Source organism: Ensifer sp. (genome assembly GCF_035999185.1).
GTDB lineage: Bacteria > Pseudomonadota > Alphaproteobacteria > Rhizobiales > Rhizobiaceae > Ensifer.
The window spans coordinates 1-23,654 of record NZ_DASYHB010000007.1; the positions used below are offsets into that span (position 1 = coordinate 1).

26 protein-coding genes are annotated in these 23,654 nt (G+C 62.4%); 11 read left to right on the forward strand and 15 right to left on the reverse strand.

Annotated elements, in window-relative coordinates:
* Both hydA and VGO04_RS00225 read left to right on the forward strand, forming a co-directional pair.
* The coding region (hydA, locus tag VGO04_RS00220; protein ID WP_327493942.1) for a dihydropyrimidinase at positions 1-1,181 on the forward strand (1,181 nt) is incomplete at its 5' end.
* Between the two features lie 30 nt (positions 1,182-1,211).
* Positions 1,212-1,727, forward strand: a complete 516-nt coding sequence (locus tag VGO04_RS00225; RefSeq protein WP_327493943.1) for a hypothetical protein — start codon at positions 1,212-1,214, stop codon at positions 1,725-1,727.
* Between the two features lie 135 nt (positions 1,728-1,862).
* Here the strand turns inward: VGO04_RS00225 and VGO04_RS00230 are convergent, their stop codons facing one another.
* Complete coding sequence (locus tag VGO04_RS00230) at positions 1,863-2,276, reverse strand: cupin domain-containing protein (RefSeq protein WP_327493944.1); 414 nt, start codon at positions 2,274-2,276, stop codon at positions 1,863-1,865.
* 121 nt (positions 2,277-2,397) lie between these two features.
* Here VGO04_RS00230 and VGO04_RS00235 point away from each other — a divergent pair, with 121 nt between their 5' ends.
* The 9 genes from VGO04_RS00235 to VGO04_RS00275 all read left to right on the forward strand — a co-directional run bounded on the left by VGO04_RS00235 (position 2,398) and on the right by VGO04_RS00275 (position 12,969).
* Positions 2,398-3,189, forward strand: a complete 792-nt coding sequence (locus VGO04_RS00235; RefSeq protein WP_327493945.1) for an ABC transporter ATP-binding protein — start codon at positions 2,398-2,400, stop codon at positions 3,187-3,189.
* Positions 3,179-3,643 carry a GNAT family N-acetyltransferase gene (locus VGO04_RS00240; RefSeq protein ID WP_327493946.1) on the forward strand — a complete coding sequence of 155 codons (465 nt, stop codon included), beginning with the start codon at positions 3,179-3,181 and terminating at the stop codon, positions 3,641-3,643. The genes VGO04_RS00235 and VGO04_RS00240 overlap by 11 nt, the downstream gene beginning before the upstream one ends.
* Positions 3,640-3,975, forward strand: a complete 336-nt coding sequence (locus VGO04_RS00245; RefSeq protein WP_327493947.1) for a hypothetical protein — start codon at positions 3,640-3,642, stop codon at positions 3,973-3,975. The genes VGO04_RS00240 and VGO04_RS00245 overlap by 4 nt, the downstream gene beginning before the upstream one ends.
* A gap of 2 nt (positions 3,976-3,977) precedes the next feature.
* Positions 3,978-4,865, forward strand: a complete 888-nt coding sequence (locus VGO04_RS00250; RefSeq protein WP_327493948.1) for an ABC transporter permease — start codon at positions 3,978-3,980, stop codon at positions 4,863-4,865.
* Positions 4,862-5,995, forward strand: a complete 1,134-nt coding sequence (locus tag VGO04_RS00255) for an ABC transporter permease (RefSeq protein ID WP_327493949.1) — start codon at positions 4,862-4,864, stop codon at positions 5,993-5,995. The genes VGO04_RS00250 and VGO04_RS00255 overlap by 4 nt, the downstream gene beginning before the upstream one ends.
* Before the next feature lie 56 nt (positions 5,996-6,051).
* Entirely contained in the window at positions 6,052-7,020 is a 969-nt protein-coding gene (locus VGO04_RS00260; protein WP_327493950.1) for an ABC transporter substrate-binding protein, read from the forward strand.
* A 613-nt stretch (positions 7,021-7,633) separates the two neighbouring features.
* Positions 7,634-8,821, forward strand: a complete 1,188-nt coding sequence (locus VGO04_RS00265; protein ID WP_327493951.1) for an efflux RND transporter periplasmic adaptor subunit — start codon at positions 7,634-7,636, stop codon at positions 8,819-8,821.
* A gap of 14 nt (positions 8,822-8,835) precedes the next feature.
* Positions 8,836-12,150, forward strand: a complete 3,315-nt coding sequence (locus tag VGO04_RS00270; RefSeq protein ID WP_327493953.1) for an efflux RND transporter permease subunit — start codon at positions 8,836-8,838, stop codon at positions 12,148-12,150.
* 138 nt (positions 12,151-12,288) lie between these two features.
* The gene (locus VGO04_RS00275; RefSeq protein WP_327493954.1) at positions 12,289-12,969 is read left to right on the forward strand and encodes a Crp/Fnr family transcriptional regulator; all 681 of its coding nucleotides are present in this window, start codon (positions 12,289-12,291) and stop codon (positions 12,967-12,969) included.
* A gap of 44 nt (positions 12,970-13,013) precedes the next feature.
* Here the strand turns inward: VGO04_RS00275 and ureG are convergent, their stop codons facing one another.
* From ureG to VGO04_RS00345, 14 genes are all read right to left on the reverse strand, one after another.
* Positions 13,014-13,625: an urease accessory protein UreG gene (ureG, locus tag VGO04_RS00280; protein ID WP_327493955.1), complete on the reverse strand. Its 612-nt coding sequence runs from the start codon at positions 13,623-13,625 to the stop codon at positions 13,014-13,016.
* Between the two features lie 79 nt (positions 13,626-13,704).
* Positions 13,705-14,376: an urease accessory protein UreF gene (locus VGO04_RS00285; RefSeq protein ID WP_327493956.1), complete on the reverse strand. Its 672-nt coding sequence runs from the start codon at positions 14,374-14,376 to the stop codon at positions 13,705-13,707.
* The gene (gene ureE / locus VGO04_RS00290; RefSeq protein ID WP_327493957.1) at positions 14,369-14,839 is read right to left on the reverse strand and encodes an urease accessory protein UreE; all 471 of its coding nucleotides are present in this window, start codon (positions 14,837-14,839) and stop codon (positions 14,369-14,371) included. The genes VGO04_RS00285 and ureE overlap by 8 nt, the downstream gene beginning before the upstream one ends.
* A 2-nt stretch (positions 14,840-14,841) precedes the next feature.
* Entirely contained in the window at positions 14,842-15,138 is a 297-nt protein-coding gene (locus VGO04_RS00295) for a putative quinol monooxygenase (protein WP_327493958.1), read from the reverse strand.
* Between the two features lie 169 nt (positions 15,139-15,307).
* Entirely contained in the window at positions 15,308-15,847 is a 540-nt protein-coding gene (locus VGO04_RS00300) for a peroxiredoxin (RefSeq protein WP_327493959.1), read from the reverse strand.
* A gap of 181 nt (positions 15,848-16,028) precedes the next feature.
* Entirely contained in the window at positions 16,029-16,700 is a 672-nt protein-coding gene (locus VGO04_RS00305; protein WP_327493960.1) for a TIGR02117 family protein, read from the reverse strand.
* Positions 16,701-16,721: 21 nt separating this feature from the next.
* Positions 16,722-18,434: an urease subunit alpha gene (gene ureC / locus VGO04_RS00310; protein ID WP_327493961.1), complete on the reverse strand. Its 1,713-nt coding sequence runs from the start codon at positions 18,432-18,434 to the stop codon at positions 16,722-16,724.
* A gap of 3 nt (positions 18,435-18,437) precedes the next feature.
* On the reverse strand, positions 18,438-19,082 hold the full coding sequence (locus VGO04_RS00315; RefSeq protein WP_327493962.1) for a Urease operon accessory protein: 645 nt from the start codon (positions 19,080-19,082) through the stop codon (positions 18,438-18,440).
* Between the two features lie 3 nt (positions 19,083-19,085).
* Positions 19,086-19,499, reverse strand: coding sequence for a lysozyme inhibitor LprI family protein (locus VGO04_RS00320; RefSeq protein WP_327493963.1), 414 nt, complete (start codon positions 19,497-19,499; stop codon positions 19,086-19,088).
* Positions 19,496-19,801, reverse strand: coding sequence for an urease subunit beta (locus tag VGO04_RS00325; RefSeq protein WP_327493964.1), 306 nt, complete (start codon positions 19,799-19,801; stop codon positions 19,496-19,498). The genes VGO04_RS00320 and VGO04_RS00325 overlap by 4 nt, the downstream gene beginning before the upstream one ends.
* Positions 19,802-19,848: 47 nt before the next feature.
* Positions 19,849-20,151: an urease subunit gamma gene (locus VGO04_RS00330; protein ID WP_034794185.1), complete on the reverse strand. Its 303-nt coding sequence runs from the start codon at positions 20,149-20,151 to the stop codon at positions 19,849-19,851.
* A 123-nt stretch (positions 20,152-20,274) separates the two neighbouring features.
* The gene (locus VGO04_RS00335; RefSeq protein ID WP_327493965.1) at positions 20,275-21,108 is read right to left on the reverse strand and encodes an urease accessory protein UreD; all 834 of its coding nucleotides are present in this window, start codon (positions 21,106-21,108) and stop codon (positions 20,275-20,277) included.
* A 159-nt stretch (positions 21,109-21,267) separates the two neighbouring features.
* Positions 21,268-22,242 carry a D-glycerate dehydrogenase gene (locus tag VGO04_RS00340; protein ID WP_327493966.1) on the reverse strand — a complete coding sequence of 325 codons (975 nt, stop codon included), beginning with the start codon at positions 22,240-22,242 and terminating at the stop codon, positions 21,268-21,270.
* Positions 22,243-22,519: 277 nt separating this feature from the next.
* Positions 22,520-23,638, reverse strand: coding sequence for a branched-chain amino acid ABC transporter substrate-binding protein (locus VGO04_RS00345; RefSeq protein ID WP_327493967.1), 1,119 nt, complete (start codon positions 23,636-23,638; stop codon positions 22,520-22,522).
* Positions 23,639-23,654: the final 16 nt, after the last annotated feature.

Below are 23,654 nucleotides of genomic sequence, written 5' to 3' on the forward strand. Positions count from 1 at the left end.
TGCCCTCGCCCAACCAGTCGCTGCTCGAAGCGCTCACCATGTGGGACAACAAGTCGACCCGCGCCAATTGCGACTATTCCTTCCACATGGCGATCACCTGGTGGAGCGAGCAGGTCTTCAACGAGATGGAGACCATCGTCAAGGACAAGGGCATCAACACCTTCAAGCACTTCATGGCCTACAAGGGCGCGCTGATGGTCGATGACGACGAGATGTTCTCGTCCTTCCAGCGTTGCGCTGCCCTCGGCGCGCTGCCGCTGGTGCACGCCGAAAACGGCGACGTCGTCGCCCAGCTCCAGGCAAAGCTGCTGTCTGAAGGCAACAACGGCCCGGAAGCACACGCCTATTCACGGCCGGCCGAAGTCGAGGGTGAGGCGACCAACCGGGCGATCATGATCGCCGACATGGCCGGCTGCCCGGTCTATATCGTGCATACGTCCTGCGAACAGGCGCACGAGGCGATCCGCCGGGCCCGCTCCAAGGGCATGCGCGTCTTCGGCGAACCTTTGATCCAGCATCTGACGCTCGACGAGACCGAGTATTTCAACAAGGACTGGGACCACGCGGCCCGCCGTGTGATGTCGCCGCCCTTCCGCAACAAGCTGCACCAGGATTCACTCTGGGCTGGCCTCGCCTCGGGCTCGCTGCAGGTGGTGGCGACCGACCACTGCGCGTTCACCTCCGAACAGAAACGCTTCGGCGTCGGCGATTTCACCAAGATCCCGAACGGCACCGGCGGCCTTGAAGACCGCATGCCGATGCTTTGGACCCACGGCGTCAACACCGGCCGCATTACCATGAACGAATTCGTGGCGGTCACCTCGACCAACATCGCCAAGATCCTCAACATCTACCCGAAGAAGGGTGCCATCCTCGTTGGCGCCGATGCCGACCTCGTCGTCTGGGACCCGAAGCGCACCAAGACCATCTCCGCCAAGAGCCAGCAGTCGGCAATCGACTACAACGTCTTCGAGGGCAAGGAGGTCAAGGGCCTGCCGCGCTTTACCCTCACCCGCGGCGTCGTCGCGATCGAGGAAGGAACGATCAAGACCCGCGAAGGCCATGGCGAGTTCGTCCGCCGCGATCCGTTCCCGGCAGTCAGCTCCGCCCTTTCGACCTGGAAGGAAGTCACCGCCCCCCGCGCCGTCCAGCGCTCCGGCATTCCGGCTACCGGCGTGTGAATGGAGGAGAACGCGAACAGGGTGCCAGCGATGCCTGCCGATCAGCGTGAAAGGGGGTTCCCGCAGATGCATGCCGCGGCGAGCGTTGCCGGCACGTACACAGCGTGTGCACTGTTGGTGATCATCGATCCAAGAGCGGTCGCCGGGGTACCTTTTCAGGTTCTCGTTCCCACAGGCATCCTTGTGCCGTTTGCTGTAGCTTTCGTTGCGTTCTTCATTTTCGCACCGGCAAGTTTCGGCCTTTACTGGCTTATGGAGCGGTTTGAGCGACGCAATCTAGGCCACCATTGCCTTGCCGGCATCGTCTGCGTCGCGTCGACCTTCGCGGTCATCCTTTTCTTCGGATATGTCGCGTCTCTGCTGGAAGGTGCCTCTGAACAGATGGAGGGAACGGGAATCTTTGGCGATGCGGGAGGCCGTTCAGATCAACTCTTTCTGGCCGCATGCGCACTCTCTGGCGTGGTTGGCGGCGTAGCTTTCTACTTCGCGCGCAAGGTCGGGAGATCCGGCAGTTCCATAGAGGCGGCAATCGGAGGACGATCCTAGATGCTCAACCGGTTCCGAGCACGATCGCTGCGCCTACCCGCTTCCGTAAGCCTCGCGGACATTCCGCCCAAGCTCTGTCCCACCGGGCATATCCTGCCCGATCGGCAGGACGCATCCGCGTGGATTGGCATCGCCTCAGTGGGGCACGACTCCGTCGAGTTCGGGCAGAAGCACGACGCTTTCCTGCTCGTTCGGGTCGGTGCGGGCGATGACGGCCGAACAGGGCGCGTCCGAAAGGTTTGCCGGCAGGTGCGGCACGCCGGCCGGGATGTAGAACATTTCGCCGGCGCGGACGACGACGTGCTCTTCCAATCGCTCGCCGAACCAGGTGTGAGCCTCGCCGGAAAGCACATAGATCGCCGTCTCGTGGCTCTCGTGCAGATGGGCTTTGGCCCGCGCGCCCGGCGGGATCGTCAACAGGTGCATGCAGATGCCGGTCGAACCGACTGTCTCCGCGGCAATCCCCTCGAAATAGCTGAGCCCCTGCTTTCCGGCGTAGCCGCTGCCGGGGCGCACCAACCGACACACAGGATTGGATGATCGAGACATGAGCGTTCTCCAGAATTCCCTGAAAAACCAGCAACAAACGGCGCCGCACACAAATCCGCGATTGCATGTTGCCGGTCCGGATAGCAGTCTGACACAGACCAGCCAGAATGAGTATTCGCCGATGACGTCCAATACCGCATCCGTGGTTTCGGCCCGGGACCTCTGCCTGACTTTCGAAACCGCCGACGGCCCGGTCCACGCGCTGACCGGCGTCAATCTTGATGTCGCCAAGGGCGATTTCGTTTCCTTCATCGGCCCGTCCGGCTGCGGCAAGACGACGTTCCTCAGGGTGATTGCCGACCTCGAAAAGGCGACCTCCGGCACGATCAGCGTCAACGGCATGACGCCGGAGGAAGCGCGCAAAGAGCGCGCCTATGGCTATGTCTTCCAGGCCGCCGCCCTTTATCCGTGGCGCACGATCGAGAACAACATCGCCCTGCCATTGGAAATCATGGGCTATTCGAAGGAAGAGAAGAAGGCGCGCATCGAGCGCACGCTTGACCTCGTCAACCTCACGGGCTTTGGCAAGAAGTACCCCTGGCAGCTCTCGGGCGGCATGCAGCAGCGTGCCTCGATTGCCCGCGCCCTCGCCTTCGATGCCGACCTGCTGTTGATGGACGAACCCTTCGGCGCGCTCGACGAGATCGTCCGCGATCACCTCAACGAACAGCTGCTGAAACTGTGGGCCCGGACCAACAAGACGATCTGCTTCGTCACCCACTCGATCCCCGAGGCGGTCTATCTTTCGACCAAGATCGTGGTGATGAGCCCGCGGCCCGGCCGGGTGACCGACGTGATCGAATCGCCGCTGCCGCGCGAACGGCCGCTTGGCATTCGCGAAACGCCGGAGTTCCTGGAGATTGCCCACCGCGTTCGCGAGGGCCTGCGCGCAGGACACAGCTATGACGAATAGCGCCGTGATCCGCCCGGCCGAACGGACCGACATGGCCGCCTGCGCCGGCATTCTCAACCGCTGGATCGACGCCACTGCGTGGATGCCACGCGTGCATGATCATGCCGATGTCGAGCGCTACTACGTCGAAACGGTCTTTGCCGAACGCAGGGTGATTGTCGCCGAGCAGATGAACGACGTCGCCGGTTTTCTGGTCCTGTCCGACGACCGCTTTGTTACGGCGCTATATATCGATGCGCCTCACCGCGGCTCAGGCATCGGGTCCCGGCTCGTGGACGTCGCCAAGAACCTGTCTCCGGACGAGCTGAACCTTTGGACATTCGAGAACAACCACGCCGCCCAACGGTTCTATGAGAGCCAGGGTTTTGAGGTGGTGCGACGCACCGACGGCGACAACGAAGAGCAGCTGCCGGATGTCCTTTATCGCTGGCGCGCCGGGGAGATTGAGGCATGAACCTCGCCTTTGGCCTATGGATGCTCTTGGCAACGACGATCTTCCTCGGTGGCGCGACTGCCTCGCGTGCTTATGTCTCCAGCAATCACCTCGGCATGCTCCTGCTTGCCCTCGGGCTCTACGTGATCGGCAATCTCATCATGGTAAAGCTGATGCGCGAAGGCGGTCTGGGGCTCGCGATCTCGCTCTCGGCGATCGTGCAGCTCGTACTCGTCAACGTCATCGCCTTTGCGGTCTTTGGCGAACGGATGAGCCTGACACAGGCCGCCGGTGTCCTTCTCGGCATCGTCGCGATGGGCCTGATGTTGTTCCCCGCAAGCGGAAAGGCGTAACGATGCAGGAACCAAGCTTTCTCCGGGACAAATTGCTGCCGGTCGGGACAATCCTCCTGGCGATTTTCGTCATATGGTACATCTTCGCGGTCGTCCTGAATGCGCCGTTCCAACGCGATCTCGACCGGCGCGGCAACGTGACACCAACGACTATGGAATTCATCGGCAAGACGCTGTCTCAGCCCAAACCTATCCTGCCGGCACCACATCAGGTGGCGCGGAATGTCTTCGAAAATACCTTCCTCCGGGCGCCAACCAGCAACCGCAGCCTCGTCTACAATGCCTGGGTAACCCTGTCTTCCACCGCGGTTGGCTTCGCCTTCGGCACCATCCTCGGCATCCTGATCGCCGTCGGCATCGTGCATGTCGTCGCGCTGGACCGCAGCCTCATGCCCTGGATCATCGCCTCGCAGACCGTGCCGATCCTCGCCATCGCACCGATGGTCATCGTCGTGCTGGCAGCGATCAATGTCACGGGCCTCATCCCGAAGGCGCTGATATCAACCTACCTCTCCTTTTTCCCTGTGGCCGTCGGAATGGTGAAGGGACTACGCTCGCCGGAGGCTATGCACCTGGACCTGATGCGCACCTACAATGCCAGTGCCTCGCAGACCTTTTGGAAGCTGCGCGTGCCGGCCTCGATCCCGTTCCTGTTCGCCTCCATGAAGGTCGCAATTGCCGCAAGCCTCGTCGGTGCCATCGTCGGTGAATTGCCGACCGGGGCCGTTGCCGGCATCGGTGCGAAGCTGTTGGCCGGCTCCTACTACAGCCAAACAATCGACATATGGGCAGCACTGGTCGCCGGTTCTGTGCTGGCGGCTATGCTCGTCGGCATCGTCAGCATCGCCGCACGCATCGTCGATCGCTCGATGGGAGGGAGAACGGCATGATTGACTTTCGCCTTTCCTGGCAGTGCGTGCTCAGTCTTCTTCTCTGTCTTGTGGCTGTGGCGGTGTTACCGCTGCTTGCCGTTGATGCCGCCACCCCCGTCAGCGCCGGAAGCACTTTCGTCATTTTCCTTCTCATTGCTGCCGCAGCTGTTCTTTCTTCGTTGAACTTGTCGGCATCGCTCACTGCGGCCATCCTCTTCTTTGCCGCGCATGCCGCAGCATGGCTATTGCTGTCCCTAATCTCAGGAAACGAAGGGAAGGCCCAGGCGTCGTTCTTCGTCCTGGTCGCGGCAGCCTGGCTGCTTGCCTGGCGTTGCGTCTCCATTCTATCCGCCATTCGGCCCCAATCGATCGCCGGCATCTATGGATTGCGGCTCCTGATCCCGGCGATATTCGGAGCCTGGATCCTGATTATCTGGGAAGCGGTGACGCGGGGCGCTGGAATTCCCTTCATCCTCCTGCCGCCGCCGAGCGCCATCGGGGTGCGCATTGCCGGTTCCATCCCGACGCTCTGGACGGATGTGCAGCAGACGATCTTCCGGTCAGTCCTGATCGGTTACATCATCGGTTGCGCCAGCGGCTTCATCGTCGCCGTTCTTGCCGACCGCGTCACCTTCCTGCGCAGAGGTTTGCTGCCAATCGGCAATCTGGTCTCGGCATTACCGATCATCGGCGTGGCTCCGATCATGGTCATGTGGTTCGGCTTCGACTGGCAATCCAAGGCGGCTGTCGTCGTCATCATGACCTTCTTCCCGATGCTGGTGAACACGGTGACGGGCCTCGCCGCATCCGGCAGCATGGAACGAGACTTGATGCGCACCTATGCATCAAACTACTGGCAGACACTGCTCAAGCTGCGCCTGCCAGCGGCAGCTCCCTTTATTTTCAATGCGCTGAAGATCAACTCAACCTTGGCCTTGATCGGTGCCATCGTCGCGGAATTCTTCGGCACTCCCATGTCGGGCATGGGCTTTCGCATCTCGACCGAAATCGGCCGGATGAATGTCGACATGGTCTGGGCCGAGATCGCGGTCGCCGCAATTGCAGGTTCGGTCTTCTACGGTATCGTCGCCATTGCCGAGAGAATGACGACGTTCTGGCATCCGTCTATCCGCGGCGGACAGACGTAATCCGGGGTCTCCTCATGGGATCAAGGCATAACTTCAGAGCGAAAAAGGGTGAAGACATGAAAAAGGTAGTTCTTGCATTGATGGCAAGCGCAATGACGCTCGCCGCCGCTCAGGCTGCAATGGCGGCGGACAAGGTGACGCTGCAACTCAAATGGGTGGCACAGGGCCAATTCGGCGGCTATTTCGTCGCCAAAGACAAGGGGTTTTACGAGGAAGAGGGCCTTGATGTCGAGATCAAGCCGGGCGGCCCGGATATCGCTCCGGAGCAGGTGATCGCCGGCGGTGGCGCCGACGTCATCGTCGACTGGATGGGCGGCGCATTGGTTGCCCGCGAAAAGGGAGTAGCGCTCGTCAATATCGCCCAGCCCTTCGAGAAATCCGGTCTGGAACTGATCTGCCCCAAGGACGGCCCTATCAAGACGGAGAAGGACTTCACCGGACGTACACTCGGCGTTTGGTTCTATGGCAACGAGTATCCTTTCTTTGCCTGGATGCACAAGCTTGGCCTCAAGACCGATGGCGGCCCGGATGGCGTGACCGTGTTGAAGCAGAGCTTCGACGTACAGCCGCTCGTCCAAAAACAGGCCGATTGCATCTCCGTAATGACCTATAACGAATACTGGCAGGCGATCGATGCCGGCTTCAAGCCTGAAGACCTTACCGTCTTCAACTACACCCAGCTCGGAAACGACCTCCTGGAAGACGGTCTCTACGTCAAAGAGGACAAGTTGAAGGACGAAGCGTTCAAGGCGAACATGGTGAAATTCGTCCGCGCCTCAATGAAAGGTTGGAAGTATGCGGTCGAAAATCCGGATGAAGCGGCCGAGATCGTCATGGACAACGGGGGCCAAGACGAAAATCACCAAAAGCGCATGATGGGCGAAGTCGGCAAGCTGATCGGCAGCGGCAAGCTCGACGAGAAGCTCTATGACCGTACGGTCGAGGCATTGCTCGACCAGAAGATCATCAACGCGAAGCCCTCCGGCGCCTTTACACATGAGATCACCGACGCCGCTCTGAAGTAGGAGCCTCAGGGCCAAGACCAGAAGAGGGTCGCACGACTGTGAACGTGCGGCCCTCTTCCGTTTTCTGCAGCGGCGCGCCTTCTCAAACGCTCAAAGGACCCCTGCAGCACTTCGAATTGCTGCATGTCTTCTCCTCAAATCAGCGAGGACATGCAGCGGGCGGTCGTTCGCATCCGCCAAATTGCCGCCGAGTACCGGGCGTGGGGGTGGTATTCCGGCAAGCAACGACGCTACCGTTGCTTGCGATCGTCAAGATCGTGTCAAGATCGCAACCATAACCGCAGAACGGACCGAATATTGATGTCGTGCTGCTCGGTGCACCTTGTAAGCGCCGAAACCCGAGATTACATAGGCCACGATGTTTGTTGGAGGCAGGCATGACGGAGGACACCCTTTTCCCGATGCCTTGCCTGCGGTAACCGGTCCCAGTTCCGCCCGCGTCTACGGTCTGATACCGTGCACGCGGAGCGCGAAGTGAGGAAATCGACATCTGATGTTCCCGAGCGATGCCGGGGCGTGATGTCGGCGCGATAAAATAGCCTGATTGCCCGTGGATGCTGCCTGAGGCGGCGATCCGCTCGATGTTGTTTCCATTGCCGGGACTGTGAAGCCGATGGCTCAAAAAGTACTGCCCCTTCTCAGCGTGTGCGCTGCGATGACGTTTGGTTCGCTTTCATCGGCTTGGGCCGAGGAAGCCACACAACCGGCACCAAAGCCGAGCCTCCCCTCCATCGTTGTGACCGCCGCGGTCGACCAACAGATCAGCGACCGTGTCGTTGCGACCGGCACCGTACAGGCGGTCGAGCAGGTCTATGTCGCCCCGATGGTCGACGGCCTTTCCATCCGCTCGCTCAATGTCGATGTCGGCGACAAGGTCGAAGCCGGCGCGGTGCTCGTGGTTCTCAACGACGATGCACTTCGCCTGCGCAAGAGCGAGCTTGAAGCAGCACTCGCCAAGGCCGATGCCGGATTGGCGCAGCTGAACGCCCAGCTCACCGAAACCAGGGCCAACAACGACGAGGCCAAGCGGGTCAGCGATCGTGCCGCGGGGCTTTCCAAGAACGGCACCGTCTCGACGGCGGAAGCCGACCGCGTCCGGGCGCTCGCCATCGCGATGCAGGCCCGGGTCCGCTCCGCCGAGCAGGCCGTGGCTGTTGCCACCGCAGACATCAAGGTGGCGCAGGCCCAGATCGATGACATCGACCTTCGCCTTGTCCGCACCGAGGTCAAGGCCCCCGTCGCCGGCGTGATCTCCGCCAAGAACGCCAAGATCGGCGCGATTGCCAATGGCAGCAGCGAGCCGCTGTTTGCGATGATCCGCGACGGCGCGATCGAGATGAAGGCAGACGTCGCCGAGGCCGATATCATCAAGCTTGCGGTCGGCCAGCCTGCTGTCGTGACGCTTGCCGGCGGCAACACCAAAGTCGACGGATCGATCCGCCTGATCGCCCCGACGGTCGATCCGGTCAGCCGCCTTGGCACCGTTTTCATCACGCTCAACGACACCACGAAGGCGCGCGCCGGCATGTATGCGAGCGCGCTGATTACCGCCGAGCAGAAGCAGGCGGTGGTCCTGCCGCAGACGGCCGTCACCAACGAAGACGGCCGCACCATCGTTCGCAAGGTCGAAAACGGCGTCATTCGCATTCTGCCGGTCAAGACCGGGATTTCCGACGGCAAGTTCGTCGAGGTGCTCGAAGGGCTGGTTGCGGGTGAACAGGTCGTGGCAAGGGCCGGCGCCTATGTCCGCGACGGCGACCACATCAACCCCGTCAAGTCTGCTGAACCAGCGACAAACTGACAGGAACCGTGACCATGAACTTCTCAGCCTGGTCCATACGCAATCCGATCGCGCCGATCCTCGCTTTCTTCGTTCTGATGGTGCTCGGCTATCAGTCGTTCGTGTCGCTGCCGATCACCCGCTTCCCCAACATCGACGTGCCGATCGTCTCGATCAGCGTCGCCCAGAGCGGCGCGTCGCCCGCAGAACTTGAGACGCAGGTCACCAAGGAAATCGAGGACGCGGTCGCCAGCGTCACCGGCGTCGACCACATCCAGTCAACGATCAACGACGGCACATCGACCACCGCGGTGATCTTCCGCATGGAAGTGCCGACGACCCAGGCCGTGCAGGACGTCAAGGACGCCATCGACCGCATCCGCAGCGACCTGCCGACCTCGATCGAGGAGCCGATCGTCTCCAAGGTCGACGTCGAGGGCCAGGCGATCCAGACCTTCTCCGTCTCGGCACCGGGCATGTCGCTCGAAGAGCTCTCCTGGTTCGTCGACGACGTCATCAAGCGTGAAATCCAGGGCAAGAGCGGCATCGGCCGCGTCGATCGCTACGGCGGTGCCGACCGCGAAGTGCGTGTCGAACTCAACGAAGACAAGCTGAACTCGCTCGGCATCACCGCAGCCGACGTCAACGGCCAGCTGCGCCGCATGAACATGGACCTCGGCTCCGGCCGCGGCCAGGTCGGCGGCAGCGAGCAGGCGATCCGCACACTCGGCGACGCACGCAACGTCGACCAACTTGCCAACACGATGATCTCGGTCCCGAGCGGTCGTTTCGTTCGGCTTTCCGAACTTGGCACCGTCACCGACACCTATGAGGAGCCACGCTCCTTCTCGCGCTTCAACGGCACCCCCGGCGTAACCTTCGCGGTTTTCCGCGCCAAGGGCGCCAGCGAAGTCAGCGTCGCCGAGACGGTCGCCAAGTCGCTCGAGAAGATCCGGGCGGCGAACCCGGATGTCACCATCGAGATGGTCGACGATTCGGTCTACTTCACCTACGGCAACTACGAGGCAGCCCTTCATACGCTGATGGAAGGCGCGTTGCTCGCCGTCATCGTCGTCATGCTGTTCCTGCGCAACTGGCGCGCCACGCTGATCTGCGCCGTCGCCCTGCCGTTGTCGGCAGTTCCGACCTTCTGGGTGATGGAACTGCTCGGCTTCTCGCTCAATCTCGTCAGCTTCCTCGCACTGACGCTCGCGACCGGCATCCTCGTTGACGATGCCATCGTCGAGATCGAGAACATCGAGCGGCATATCCATATGGGCAAGTCGCCCTACCGGGCCGCGATCGAAGCGGCGGATGAAATTGGCCTCGCGGTGATCGCAACCACGTTTACGATCATCGCGGTTTTCATCCCGGTGTCGTTCATGCCCGGGATCGTTGGCCAGTACTTCATCCAGTTTGGCCTGACCGTCGCCGTCTCGGTCTTCTTCTCGCTGCTCGTCGCACGCCTGATTACGCCCGTCATGGCCGCCTACATCATGCGTCCGTCCAAACTTGACGGGCATCATGCCGAAGACGGCACTTTTATGCGCGGCTACACGCGTCTCGTTCATGCGACCACGAAGCGCTGGTACATGCGCTACCTGACGGTGCTCATCGCGATCGGCGTGACCGTGGCCTCCGTTGTCGCTCTGTTCATGTTCGTGCCCGGCGGGTTCCTGCCTCCGGACGACACGTCGCGTGTCAGCCTGTCCGTCGAGCTGGCGCCTGACGCCATGCTGGAAGACACCGACCGGACGACCGCTCAGATCTACGAAAAGGTCAAGGACCTCGACGGCGTCGAAAGCGTCTTCGTGCTTGGCGGTGCCTCGCCGAAGGGCGACCTGGAACTGCGCCGGGCCACCGTGACGGTGCTGCTCGAAAAGCGCGACCACTCGCTCCTCAACAAGGTCGTCAACGACGTCTTCGGCAGGATACCGGTGATCGGCCCATATTTGCCGAAGTTGCCGCCATCGGGCCGTATCATCCCGCAGTCGCAGATCGAGAAGGAGATCTTTGCCCGTGTCCGTGACTTGCCGGATGTGCGGGTGATCAAGCTCAACGACCGCGGCGAGCGGGAGCTGTCCTTCAACCTATTGTCCAACAACGAGGCCGATCTCGACAAGGCCGTCGGCATTCTGGAAGGAAAGCTGCGCAGCGATCCGTTGCTCGCCAATGTCAGCCCGGACGGAGCACTTCCGCGTCCCGAACTGCAGATCCGTCCGCGCGATGAGCAGATGTCGCGCCTCGGCATCACCACGGCGCAGATTTCGGAAGTCATCCGTGTCGCCACCATCGGCGACATCGACGCCGCCTTGACGAAAATTGCGCTCGATGGCCGGCTGATCCCGATCCGCGTCCAGATCAACCGCGATTTCCGCACGGATATCGCCGCGATCCGCAACCTGAAGATCCAGACCGCTTCCGGAATGACGGTGCCGCTGTCGAGCGTCGCCGACATCAACTATTCCGAAGGGCCAAGCTCGATCAAACGGTACGACCGCAACCGCGTCGTGGCGCTCGGCGCGGACCTGCCGATCGGCGTGGCGCTCAACACCGCCTCCGCCCGTTTCCTGCAGATTGCCGACGAAGCCAAGATGCCGTCCTCGGTTCAGCTGCTCAAGAGCGGCGACGCGGAAGTCGAGGAGGAGATGCAGCAAAGCTTCGTCAATGCGATGCTGCTCGGCCTGATGCTGGTTCTGGTGGTGCTGATCCTCCTGTTCAAGGACGTGATCCAGCCGTTCACCATCCTGTTCTCGCTGCCGCTTGCCATGGGCGGTGTCGCAGGCGGCTTGATCCTGACCCAGAACTCGCTGTCGATGCCGGTGCTGATCGGCATCCTGATGCTGATGGGTATCGTCACGAAGAACGCGATCCTGCTGGTCGACTTCGGTATCGAGATGATGCATCACGGCATGGACCGGACTCAGGCGATGATCGAAGCGGGCCGCAAGCGCGCCCGCCCGATCATCATGACGTCGATCGCCATGTCGGCCGGCATGCTGCCCTCCGCGCTCGGCGTCGGTGAAGGCGGCTCGTTCCGCGCGCCGATGGCCATCGCGGTGATCGGCGGTATCATCGTCTCGACGATCCTCAGCCTCGTCGTCGTCCCCTCCTTCTTCCTGATCATGGATGATCTGTCGCGCTTGCTCGCCTGGGCCTTTGGGCGCTTCGTCGGCAAGAAGGACGAGGAGAACCTGCCTCTCGACCGCGAAGCCCTGACCGATCTCGTCCAGGAGCAGGGCAGGACGATCGAGGGCCTGGAGGACCGGCTGAAGTCGCTGGAAACCGAACAGACCAAGGGCCGCTCCGGCGGCAAGGTGATCAATCACCCGGCATTGGCGGCCGAGTAGCAACCTTCGGCCAGCACCACGACCAAAGGCCCGCGCCCCGCAAGCGCGGGCTTTTTGTTGTCATAATTTGATCGAGGTCAAATCATCAGCCCGAAAGCCTCACTACCCTGCCACGGATACTGACGCAGGACGGGTGCAATGAAGACGTTGCGATTGAACGCGAACGACCGGGCGGTGCTGCTCGGATCTGGCTTCTTCGAGAAGCTGCCGACGGCGGCATCATCGGCCATTCTCGATGATGTCGTCGTGTCGATGCATGAAGAACACGACGTTCTCTTCGTGCAGGGCGAACCGCTCGACCACGTCTTCTTCGTGCTTTCGGGATTGGTGCGCCTCTACCGTCTGGGCAAGGACGGGCGCGAAGCGGATATCGCTGTTTTTCCGAAAGGCGAGCTTTTCGGCGAAAGCGCCATGTTCCTCGGCAACCGGGCGACGGCCAATGCCCAGGCGATCGAAACGGCCATGCTCGCCCGGATCGACAGCCGAAAGCTGCGCAGGCTTGCCGAACAAAGCCCTGAAATCGCCGAGGCGCTGATGCAGCTTCTGTGCCGTCATGCGCAAATGGCCGAAGACTGCCTGGCGGAAGACCGGCTGCTGACGGCACCACAGCGGGTCGCGAGCTACATTCTCGGAAACTGCCCGGATGGGACCCTAAGCTTCTCTTTCCGCCTGCCCTTCCAGAAGAACGTGCTCGCCGGCAAGCTTGGCCTCGCGCCGGAAGCCCTGTCGCGCGCGTTTTCCGCTCTTCGCCGCTCCGGTGTCACCGTCAAGGGCCGTGTGATCGAGATCCACGACCGGCAGGCGCTGGAGCGCTTCTGACCCGCCGGTCGGTGTTGGGCCTGCGGACGCCGCAAGGATGACCGTCAGAGACCGCCGTGCAGCGTTAGAAAATCGACGATCCGGTTGACGCCGTCACCACGCTTCATGTCGGTGAAGACAAAGGGCTTCTCCGCCCGCATGCGCGTCGCGTCCCGTTGCATCACGTCGAGATCGGCGCCGACATAGGGAGCGAGATCCTTCTTGTTGATGACAAGCAGGTCGGACTTGGTGATGCCCGGCCCGCCCTTGCGCGGGATCTCTTCGCCCTGACAGACCGAGATCACATAGATCGTCAGATCCGCGAGATCAGGCGAAAAGGTCGCCGCGAGATTGTCGCCGCCCGACTCGATGAAGACGACGTCGAGGTCGGGAATGCGCCGGTTGAAATCGGCAATCGCCTGCAGGTTGATCGTCGCGTCCTCGCGGATTGCGGTGTGTGGGCAGCCGCCGGTCTCGACGCCGACGATGCGGTCGGATGGCAGCGCCTGCATGCGCACCAGCGCCTCGGCGTCCTCCTTGGTGTAGATGTCGTTGGTGACCACGGCGACGGAGTATTTCTCCCGCATCGCCTTGCAGAGCTTGTCGGTCAGCGCCGTCTTGCCCGAGCCTACCGGCCCGCCGATGCCGATGCGAAGGGGACCGTTCTTCGATGCCATCTGAATGTCCTTTCGAGGTGGTCTCAAGCAAATCCGGGTGGCGTGAATGCCTTCCTGACTTGGCTGTCGGTTTGAAATGTTACGAGCGGAAGAGCCGCGAGTGCAGGGTTTCGTGTTTCAACGCCGAAATATCCGCTGCGATCGTGGCCGAGCCGAGGTCGTCCAGTGAGGCGACTGTTGCTCTCCCTGCCGTGGCCGTCACGACCGGCTCCAGCGCCGCGATGACGCCGACGCCGTCGCGCTGACCTGCGACGCCACAGCGGATCGCGACAGAGACAGCGTTCGCAACCGAGGCGTTGAGATAGGCGGCGACCGCAGGTTCAAGGGCGATGTCATGGGCAGCGGCGACGGCGCCAACCGCCACGGGATAGGCGGCCTTCTCTCCAATCGCGTCAAAGACCGCATGCGGCCATGCGCGCGCGGCGGCGAGAAACGCCTGCCCCTGCAGCATGGTCTCCGTATGCCGCTCGCGACTTCCTGCAAGGGCCTCGGCGAGGTCTGCGGCGGCAGCCAGCCGAACGGGATCGCCGATCGCCCTGTAGCTTTCGGCAAAAAGCAGCGCGTCGTTCCAGCCGGAACCGTGACAGATCACCGTCTCCAGCCACGTGCGCAGGTCCGCCGCCCCGGTGACCAACCCGTCATGAACCGCCTGCTCGAGGCCGCTCGAATAGGAGAAGGCGCCGACTGGAAAGGCGGGCGAGAGCCATGTCGCAAGGCGAAGCAATGCCTGGGTATCGACCCGTTCAGCCATGGTGATGGTGATGGCCGTGGTTGTGGCCGCCGGCGTGATAGGCGCCGCGCACGGGATGGAAGGGCTCTGAAACGTCGCTGACGTCGGCTCCCAGGCCTTCGAGCATCTGGCGAATGACCGGATCGCGCGCAATCAGAATGCGATCCGTCCCGATCTGTGCCGCTAGGTGCCGGTTGCCGAGATGCCAGGCGAGCTCGATCAGATGCAGCGGGTCGCGCGGCCGGATTTCGTAGAGCGCCTCGGGTGCCGCAACGATGCGGATATAGCCGCCTCCTTCAAGCACCAGCAGGTCGCCATCGGCGAGCATCACCGCTTCCTTCAGATCCAGCATCACCACGTCGTCGTTTTCGAGGTGCAAGAGCTTTCGGCGCAGATGCCGCGCGTCCTGCGCCAGCGTCACGCTGTGGAGCGGCACCTTGTCGGCCGGGCCAGGAGAAAGAACCTCGGTGGAGCGATAGGGCATCTTTAGAGCACCTCGACCTTTTCCGGCGAAACGAGTTCGATACGCGCTTCGATCAGCAGGTCGGCCATGGCCGACTGGAAGGCCTTCAGGTGCGGCTCTTCAAAATGCGCATCGACCGCCACCTTGTCCTTCCAGGTCTCGACGAACACCAGCGCGTCCGGATCGCCGGGCTTGCGATAGAGATCGTAGGTGATGCAGCCGGCCTCGCGGCGCGTCGCCTCAATCAGCGGTGCCGCGAGCACGACGACGTCATCTCCCTTGCCCTTATGCGCGGTGAGGTAGGCGATAATGTAAACCATTGAACCCTCGATATCTTTATGTCCGCCAGTGTAGCAAGAAAATACCCGGGCGCCAGTCGCCGGGCCATTTCCGAACGGCCCACCCGGACGCACCGGACAACAAAAAGCCCGAGGACCGGATCCGGCCTTCGGGCTCTCTCAACTCAGAAAGGGAAGCAATTTTGCCGCATCAGGCAGCGAGCTTCTCGGACTTCAGCGTCTCCAGAATGTTCTGCGGCGAGGAAACGCCGTAGGGATCGCTGTCGCAGTTGTCGGAGTAGCCTTCTTCCTCGAACCACTGCTCGACGACACCGTTGTTGACGACGGCGGCATAGCGCCAGGAGCGCATGCCGAAGCCGAGATTGTCCTTGGCAACGAGCATGCCCATCTTGCGGGTGAACTCTCCCGAACCGTCCGGGATCAGCTTGACGTTTTCGAGGCTCTGGGACTTGCCCCAGGCGTTCATGACGAAGGCGTCGTTGACCGAAATGCAGTAGATTTCGTCAATGCCTTCGGCGCGGAAATCGGCGTTGAGCTTTTCGAAGTCAGGCAGCTGGAAAGTCGAGCAGGTCGGCGTGAACGCGCCCGGCAGCGAGAACAGCACGACGCGCTTGCCGGCGAAATATTCGTCGGAGGAAACGTCCTGCCAGCGGAACGGGTTGGAGCCGCCAACGGCCTCATCGCGAATACGGGTACGGAACGTTACAGCGGGAACTTTTCTGCCAAGCATCGTCATCTCCTTCAGTGCGGCTGTCGGTCAGAAGGCGATGGGAGGCTCGCCAGCGACCGAGGAAAGATCAGCCGCTTCCCTAGCGGAATTTCTGCTGTAGCGCAGCATGAAAGGCCCTGATTCACATGCCGGCATGGCAGCCATGCGACCATCGCATGGCTCCTGTTCACCGCAAGATGCTTCAGTTGTAGATGCGCAATGACAGTCCGAGGCTTGGAGGTAATGGGTTCCACAAGCCGGTCCGCAGGCCCGCTTCGCGCAGCGCCCGTGCCGTCCAGGTGTTGCAGCCGAAAACCGCGTTGAAGCTGCCTTCCGCGTCAAAGAAGCGGTCGCTGCCATTGTAGGAGAAGCCGTCGATTGAGGTGACGGCGCCGGCATCGCGCATGAAGCTCCCGGAAATGAAGACGAGCAGCCGCTCGAAGCCTGCCGCGTCGAGGTCAAAGCTCGCAACGGAGGCCTGTGGTTCGACGATCCGACCGGCAATATCCACATGCATCACCGACCGGTCGAGCGTCAGCGCCTTCAGAACCGGCATGGCTTTCAGCTCCGACCACGTCGGGGTTTCCAAATAGAAGGACCGACCGCCCCAACCGAAGATCAGCCATTGCGCCTGAGGATGATCGAGCGGCACGCCGGAGGCCGCGACAAAGCCAAAGCGTGCCCGTGTTTCCTCCGTCAAGGGCACCGCGATATCGGTATGGATCGGGCCGGAGAGAACCAGGATACGTGCACCCCCTGCCCCTGTGGCAGAGGCGGCCGCCGGCATGAGCGGTCGTGGCAACAACGTTCCGAGCACCACGGCGGCCACCGCAGCAAGCAGGCCGCACAAGACCCATTTCAGGGCGTGTTTCATCCGGCGCACGGTTGGTATCGCTTAAAACAGGAAGTAGCGCTGCGCCATCGGCACGACCGTCGCAGGCTCGCAGGTCAGCAACTCCCCGTCGGCGCGCACCTCATAAGTCTCCGGATCGACCTCGATATGCGGCGTCAGGCTGTTGTGGATCATCGAAGCCTTGCCGATGCCACCGCGGGTGTTCCTGACGGCGACAAGCTTTTTGGCGACGCCGAGCTTTGCCGCAAGACCGGCGTCGAGCGAGGCCTGCGACACGAAGGTGACCGACGAGCTTGTGCGGTTCTTGCCATAGGCGGCAAACATCGGCCGGTAGTGCACCGGCTGCGGCGTCGGAATGGAGGCATTCGGATCCCCCATCGGCGCCATGGCGATCGAGCCGCCGAGCAGCACGAAGTCCGGCTTCACCCCGAAGAAGGCCGGGTTCCAGATAACGAGGTCGGCGCGCTTGCCGACCTCCAGCGAGCCGATCTCGTGGCTGAGACCATGGGCGATCGCCGGGTTGATCGTGTACTTGGCGATGTAGCGCTTGACCCGGAAATTGTCGTTGTCGCCGGTTTCCTGCGGCAGGGCGCCGCGCTGGCGCTTCATCTTGTCGGCCGTCTGCCAGGTGCGGATCGCCACCTCGCCGACGCGGCCCATGGCCTGGCTATCCGACGAGATGATCGAGAAGGCGCCGATGTCGTGCAGGATGTCTTCGGCCGCGATCGTTTCCTTGCGGATGCGGCTTTCGGCAAAGGCGATGTCCTCGGGGATCGACGGCGACAGGTGATGGCAGACCATCAGCATGTCGAGATGCTCGGCGAGCGTGTTCTTGGTGTAGGGCCTCGTCGGATTGGTCGAGGACGGGATGACGTTCGGCTGGCCGCAGATCTTGATGATGTCGGGCGCGTGACCGCCGCCGGCGCCTTCCGTGTGGAAGGCATGGATGGTGCGACCCTTGATCGCCGCGATCGTATCCTCGACGAAGCCGCTCTCGTTCAGCGTATCCGTGTGGATCATCACCTGCACGTCGTATTCGTCGGCGACACCCAGGCAGCAGTCGATCGCCGCCGGAGTCGAACCCCAGTCCTCATGCAGCTTTAGCGCCGTGGCACCGGCGAGCACCATCTCGACCAGTGCGCCTGGCCGCGAGGCGTTGCCCTTGCCGGCAAAGGCGATGTTCATCGGAAATCCGTCGGCCGCCTCGATCATGCGAGCGAGATGCCAGGGACCGGACGTGCAGGTGGTGGCAAGCGTGCCATGTCCCGGGCCCGCGCCACCGCCGAGCATGCAGGTGAGGCCGCTGACGAGCGCTTCCTCGATCTGCTGCGGGCAGATGTAGTGTATGTGGCTGTCCATCCCGCCGGCCGTCACGATCTTGCCTTCGCCGGCAATGACCTCGGTGCCGGGACCGACGACGATGGTCACGCCCGGCTGCGTATCCGGATTGCCGGCCTTGCCGATGCCAGCGATGCGCCCGTCCTTGAGGCCGATATCCGCTTTCACGATGCCCCAGTGGTCGACGATCAACGCATTGGTGATGACGGTGTCGACCGCGCCTTCGGCGCGCGTTGCCTGGCTCTGCCCCATGCCGTCGCGAATGACCTTGCCTCCGCCGAACTTCACCTCCTCGCCATAGGTGGTGAAATCCTTCTCGACCTCGATGAAGAGTTCGGTGTCTGCAAGCCGCACCTTGTCGCCAACCGTCGGGCCGAACATGTTGGCATAGGCCGCGCGCGACATCTTGTAAGGCATGGTTCAGGCTCCCTGGGACGAAGAAGAGGAAAGGTGGAGACGGCGCAGCCGGCCGCTTGCGGCAAGCGCATCGACATAGCGGCGTTCCGCTGCGAATGGATGCCACTGCCAGCCGACATGGCCGAAGCCGGCCAGCACGACATCGTCATCGGCTGTCGCGAAATGCGCGAGAATATCGGCAATGACGATCATGCCGCTGGATGGAACGACATAGGGATCGGCCGCGTAACCGGCGAGGTCGCGATCGACCTGCTCGTGCACGGCCGCCGGCACGATGCGGAACCTCCGGCCGGTCGAACGGCTGAAGCTTTCAAAGCCGACCGTATAGTCGTCGCAGAAATCGTCGAGGTCCGGATGCGTTTCGGCAAGCCCGCCTCGCATGGCGGCAAACTTCGCGCCGGAGCGCACGCACCAGATCTCGCGCGCCTGACGCACGGCGGCATTCGTCTTCCAGCGGCCGCCGCCAAGCATGGCGAGACCGGGGCGGCCGGTGTTGCAGACGGCAACGACATCGGTCTTCTGGCCCCCGGAGCCGACCGAGCGGCAATCGTTGAAGCGGACGACGACGTCGGCCGCATCGATGATCGCGCCTGCACCGCCAGGCACGTCACCATTGCCGACGATCATGATGGTACGGCGGTCCTGCACCGATCAGTTCCCCTGCGTTTCGAGAAATTCTTTCAATTCCGCTGTGCGCTTCTGCGTCAGCGCGGCAAGACAGCCCGAAACCAGCATCGGTTCGGCCTGGCCGCCACGCGCCTGGAAGCCGGCCAGCTCGCACTGCCCGTCGCGATAGGCGATCCAGGCGCGCTGCGCCTTCTTCAGCGCCTCGCCAGCTCCGACATCAGCCCCATCGAGCTCCTTGTCGATGTTGCCCGCGGCCGTCACCGCCTGCCTGTAGACCGCATTCAGTTCCACGTCGGCCGCCTCATACTCCTGATAGGCGCACGCATTCAGGTCCCGCTGGGCTGTCGCGTTTGCGCAATCCACGTCCGACTCCCCTTCGGCAAATGCCGGCGCGGCAATGACGAGCAGCAGGCACAAGGCTGGTGCCATCGCCCTCACAGCTTGCCCATCACCTGCTGGCGAAAACCATAGACCTCGCGCTTGCCCGACAGCGGGATCAAGGTCACCTGCCGCGTCTGGCCGGGCTCGAAGCGCACGGCGGTACCGGCGGGGATATCGAGCCGCTTGCCATAGGCCGCCTCTCGGTCGAACTGCAGGCCGGCATTCGTTTCGGCAAAATGGTAGTGGCTGCCCACCTGGATCGGACGATCGCCGGTATTGGCGACCTCGATGGTTATCGTGTTCAGGCTGGCATTAAGCTCGAGCTCGCCGGCGGCCGCGATGATTTCACCTGGGATCATGGATCGTCTCTCCTGTTGCGGCACGCTCGCGCACCGCCTGGACCGCCTTAGCGGATGGGCTCGTGTACGGTGACGAGTTTGGTGCCATCCGGAAATGTCGCCTCGATCTGGATGTCGTGGATCATTTCAGGGATGCCTTCCATCACCTGATCGCGGGTCAGCACCTGGGCACCCGCCTCCATCAGTTCGGCAACCGAGCGCCCGTCACGGGCACCTTCGACCACGAAGTCGGTGATCAGCGCGATCGCCTCGGGATGGTTGAGCTTCACGCCCCGTTCCAGACGTCGCCGCGCGACCATGGCGGCCATCGAGATCAACAGTTTGTCCTTTTCGCGCGGGGTAAGGTTCATGCGTCGCCACCAGTTGTTCGTGGATGGAGCAGTTCCGGGAAAGTTGAAGGGTTTTCCGCCCGGAATTGCGTGGTTTCAAGTTGCGAGATCATTTCACTGTTTCGCTAAAACAGGCGAAATGACCTAGAGAACCCAGACTTTCGGCACTGTCTTTTGCATGCGCAAGTGCGAAATAACCGGGACAAGGATTTTTCTAAGGGCGAAACCGTCAGGGGCTGCGAAGCGGGCAAGCAGCTTGTCGCGCCCCCTCACCTGCAGGTGGCTGACGCCCACGCCGCCCTCGCCATCGAGCAGCGACAAAAGACGCGGCAGCTGGACCTCGCAGTCGGCACCCACATAGATGAGGGTCGCAAACGCGGCCGCGCCGCCGAGCACCGCCGGCCGCGCCGCGAGGTTCGCCACGTCGCCCTCAAGGCAGACATTGTCCGCGTGCAGCAGTTGGCCCTGAGCGCGAATGCGCCAGCGATCGCGGAAGAGCCCGGCACTCACCGCCTCGCCCATGGCCTTGCGCCCGAGCAGCACTGCCTCGACGGCGAGAAACGTGGCGTCAGCCGCCAGATCGACCTCCAGCGAACGCGACAGCGATGCGCGGTCGAAGAGGATCGTCTCCTGCGGCAGCCAGTCGACGCGTGCACCGGCGGCAACCTCGATCCGGGTCGTCACCTCGACGGTGTCGGCGCTCGCCTTGTAGATCTTCTCGCAGGCCTGGGTCGTCACCGTCACATCGGTCCCGGCCCCCGCCGCGACCTCCCAGATCAGACGATCGCCGCCTGTGAGCCCACCCGAGGAATTGATGAGGACGGCCTCCATGGAGGTGTCAAAGGTTTTCGGCAGGCGGATCTTGGCGCAACCTTCCTGGTAGAGCTCCGCAATGCGGCTCTGGCCGCGCGCCGCCTTGGCGACCAGCCGTCCTTTACCCCATGCCCGCTGCGGGGCGATGATTGCTGCCGTGTTCATGGTCGTCCGCCGAACGAAACCGTGCGTCCTGGCGCGCGGCTCGGTGAGTATCGTGCTATCGTCCGCATAGCGATACTGTAAGTCAAGTTATTGTTTTGCAAAGAAAATAACCAGGCCGCCGCTTTTTCGCGCAGCTCCTGCACAGGAAAAGGGCAACGGTCAGCCCACCCGATCCGGCGGCTCGCGGCCTTCGAAGAAGGCGGTCACATTGTCGACCACCTTCATGCCCATGGCGACGCGCGTTTCCTCGGTCGCGCTGCCGAGATGGGGCAACAGCACGACGTTCTCGAGCCTGCGCAATCCCTCGGGCACATTCGGTTCCGCCTCGAAGACATCGAGGCCGGCGCCCCGGATGACGCCGTCCTGAAGGGCTGCGATCAGCGCGGCCTCGTCAACGACGTCGCCGCGGGCGGTGTTGACGAGATAGGCGCCTTTCTTCATCAGCGCCAGGCGTTGCGCATTGATCAGATGGCGGTTCTCGCCACCGCCCGGGCAATGCAGCGATACGAAATCGGCAGCCCTCAAGACGTCATCCACCGTGTCGAGTTGGCGCGCGCCGTAGCGGCTCGCTTCCGCCGGATCGATCCGTGAGCGGTTATAGAAGACGACGTCCATGTCGAAGCCGAAATGGCAGCGCTTCGCCATCGCCTTGCCGATGCGGCCAAAGCCGATGATGCCAAGTGTCTTGCCGGTGACCTTGCTGCCGATCATGTGGGTCGGGCGCCAGCCGGTCCATTCGCCGGCGCGCACCTGGCGCTCGCCCTCGCCTGCCCGGCGGGCGACCGCAAGCAGCAGCGTCATGGCGATGTCGGCGGTGCAGTCGGTCAAGACGCCAGGGGTATTGGTGACGACGATGTTGGCCGCCTTGGCCGCCACTATGTCGATGTGATTGTAGCCGACGCCATAGTTTCCGAGAATCCTTGCCCTGACGCCGCCGCCGGCAAAGAGGTCTGCCGGAAGACGATCGGAAACGGTTGGCAACACGGCGTCGTAAGACCGAAGTGCGTCCGCCAGCTCTTCGGCCGTCATCGGCATGTCCCGCGCGTTCAAGGTCACGTCGAAGCGCTCGGCAAGAACCTGCTCGACCGCGGCGGGCCAGCGACGCGTGACGAGAATGCGGGGTTTCGAGCTCATGACTGCCTCCGGAACAGAATCGTCGGGAGATAGTGCACGAAACGGCGCGACGCGACAGCTATCTCGGCGAGCGAAACAGCTATCACCAAAAACGAAAAAGCGACGCAGTCACCAATGCCTGCCCAACCAGGCAGCCGGCACGCAAGACATCAAGAAAAGCCGGAACGCGTGGCACGAACCTGCCGGATCGCGGCGTGTATTGGTGGGGCCAACGAAAAAGCCCGGCGATCGCTCGCCGGGCTCCTTGGACAGGCTCAAGCCAAGTCCAGAATAAAGACTACTCGTTCTGGAAGTAGCTGTACTTGCCGTCGTCGCCCTTCTTCCAGGTGTACATGACGTAGTCCGGGCGGGTGATGTCGCCCTTTTCGTCATAGCCGAGGTCGCCGATGGCGGTCTTGAACGGACCCTTTGCCTTGATGGCTTCGGCAACTGCCTGCGGGTCGTTGCCGCCGGAAGCCTTGGCGGCTTCAGCGATGACCTGGAGAGCAGCATAGGCGTAGAGCGTGTAGGCTTCCGGCTCGAAGCCGGCAGCGCGGAACTTCTCGACGAGCTCCTTGGCGGACGCGTTCTTGCGCGGATCCGGAGCGAACGTCATCAGCGTGCCGTCAACGGCGTCGCCAGCGATCGAGGCCAGTTCGTTCGAAACGATACCGTCGCCCGACATCAGGGTTGCCTTCAGGCCCTGGTCCTTCATCTGACGCATGATGAGACCAGCTTCGGTGTGCAGACCGCCGTAGTAGACGATCGAAACGCCGGCTTCCTTCATCTTGGCGATCAGCGCCGAGAAGTCCTTGTCACCGGTGTTGATGCCTTCATAGAGGGCTTCGGTGAGGCCGGCTTCGTTCATCGACTTCTTGGTTTCATCGGCAAGGCCCTGACCATAAGGGGTCTTGTCGTGAATGACGGCGATCTTCGCGTCCTTGAAGTTGGCGGCAAGGTATGCGCCAGCGACAGCGCCCTGCTGGTCGTCACGACCGCAGGTACGGAACGTGTTCCAGAGGCCCCGCTCGGTGAACTGCGGGTTGGTCGAGGCCGGCGTGATCTGCAGGATGCCGTTTTCGGCGTAGACTTCCGAAGCCGGGATGGACACGCCCGAGTTGAAGTGACCCACAACGAACTTCACGCCGTCAGCAACGAACTTGTTGGCGACCGAAACGCCCTGCTTGGCGTCCGAAACGTCGTCGCCCAGTACAACCTTGATCTGTTCGCCGTTGATACCGCCAGCAGCGTTGATGTCGGCAGCGGCCTGTTCTGCACCTTTCTGGAGCTGCGCACCGAAGGCGGCGTTCGGGCCAGTCAGCGGGCCGGCGACACCAACGAGAATATCAGCCCAGGCGCTGCCGCTGAAGGCAACCATAGCCGTCAGCGCGACCGCCGACAGAAGAGACTTTTTCATCTTGTTACTCCCAATT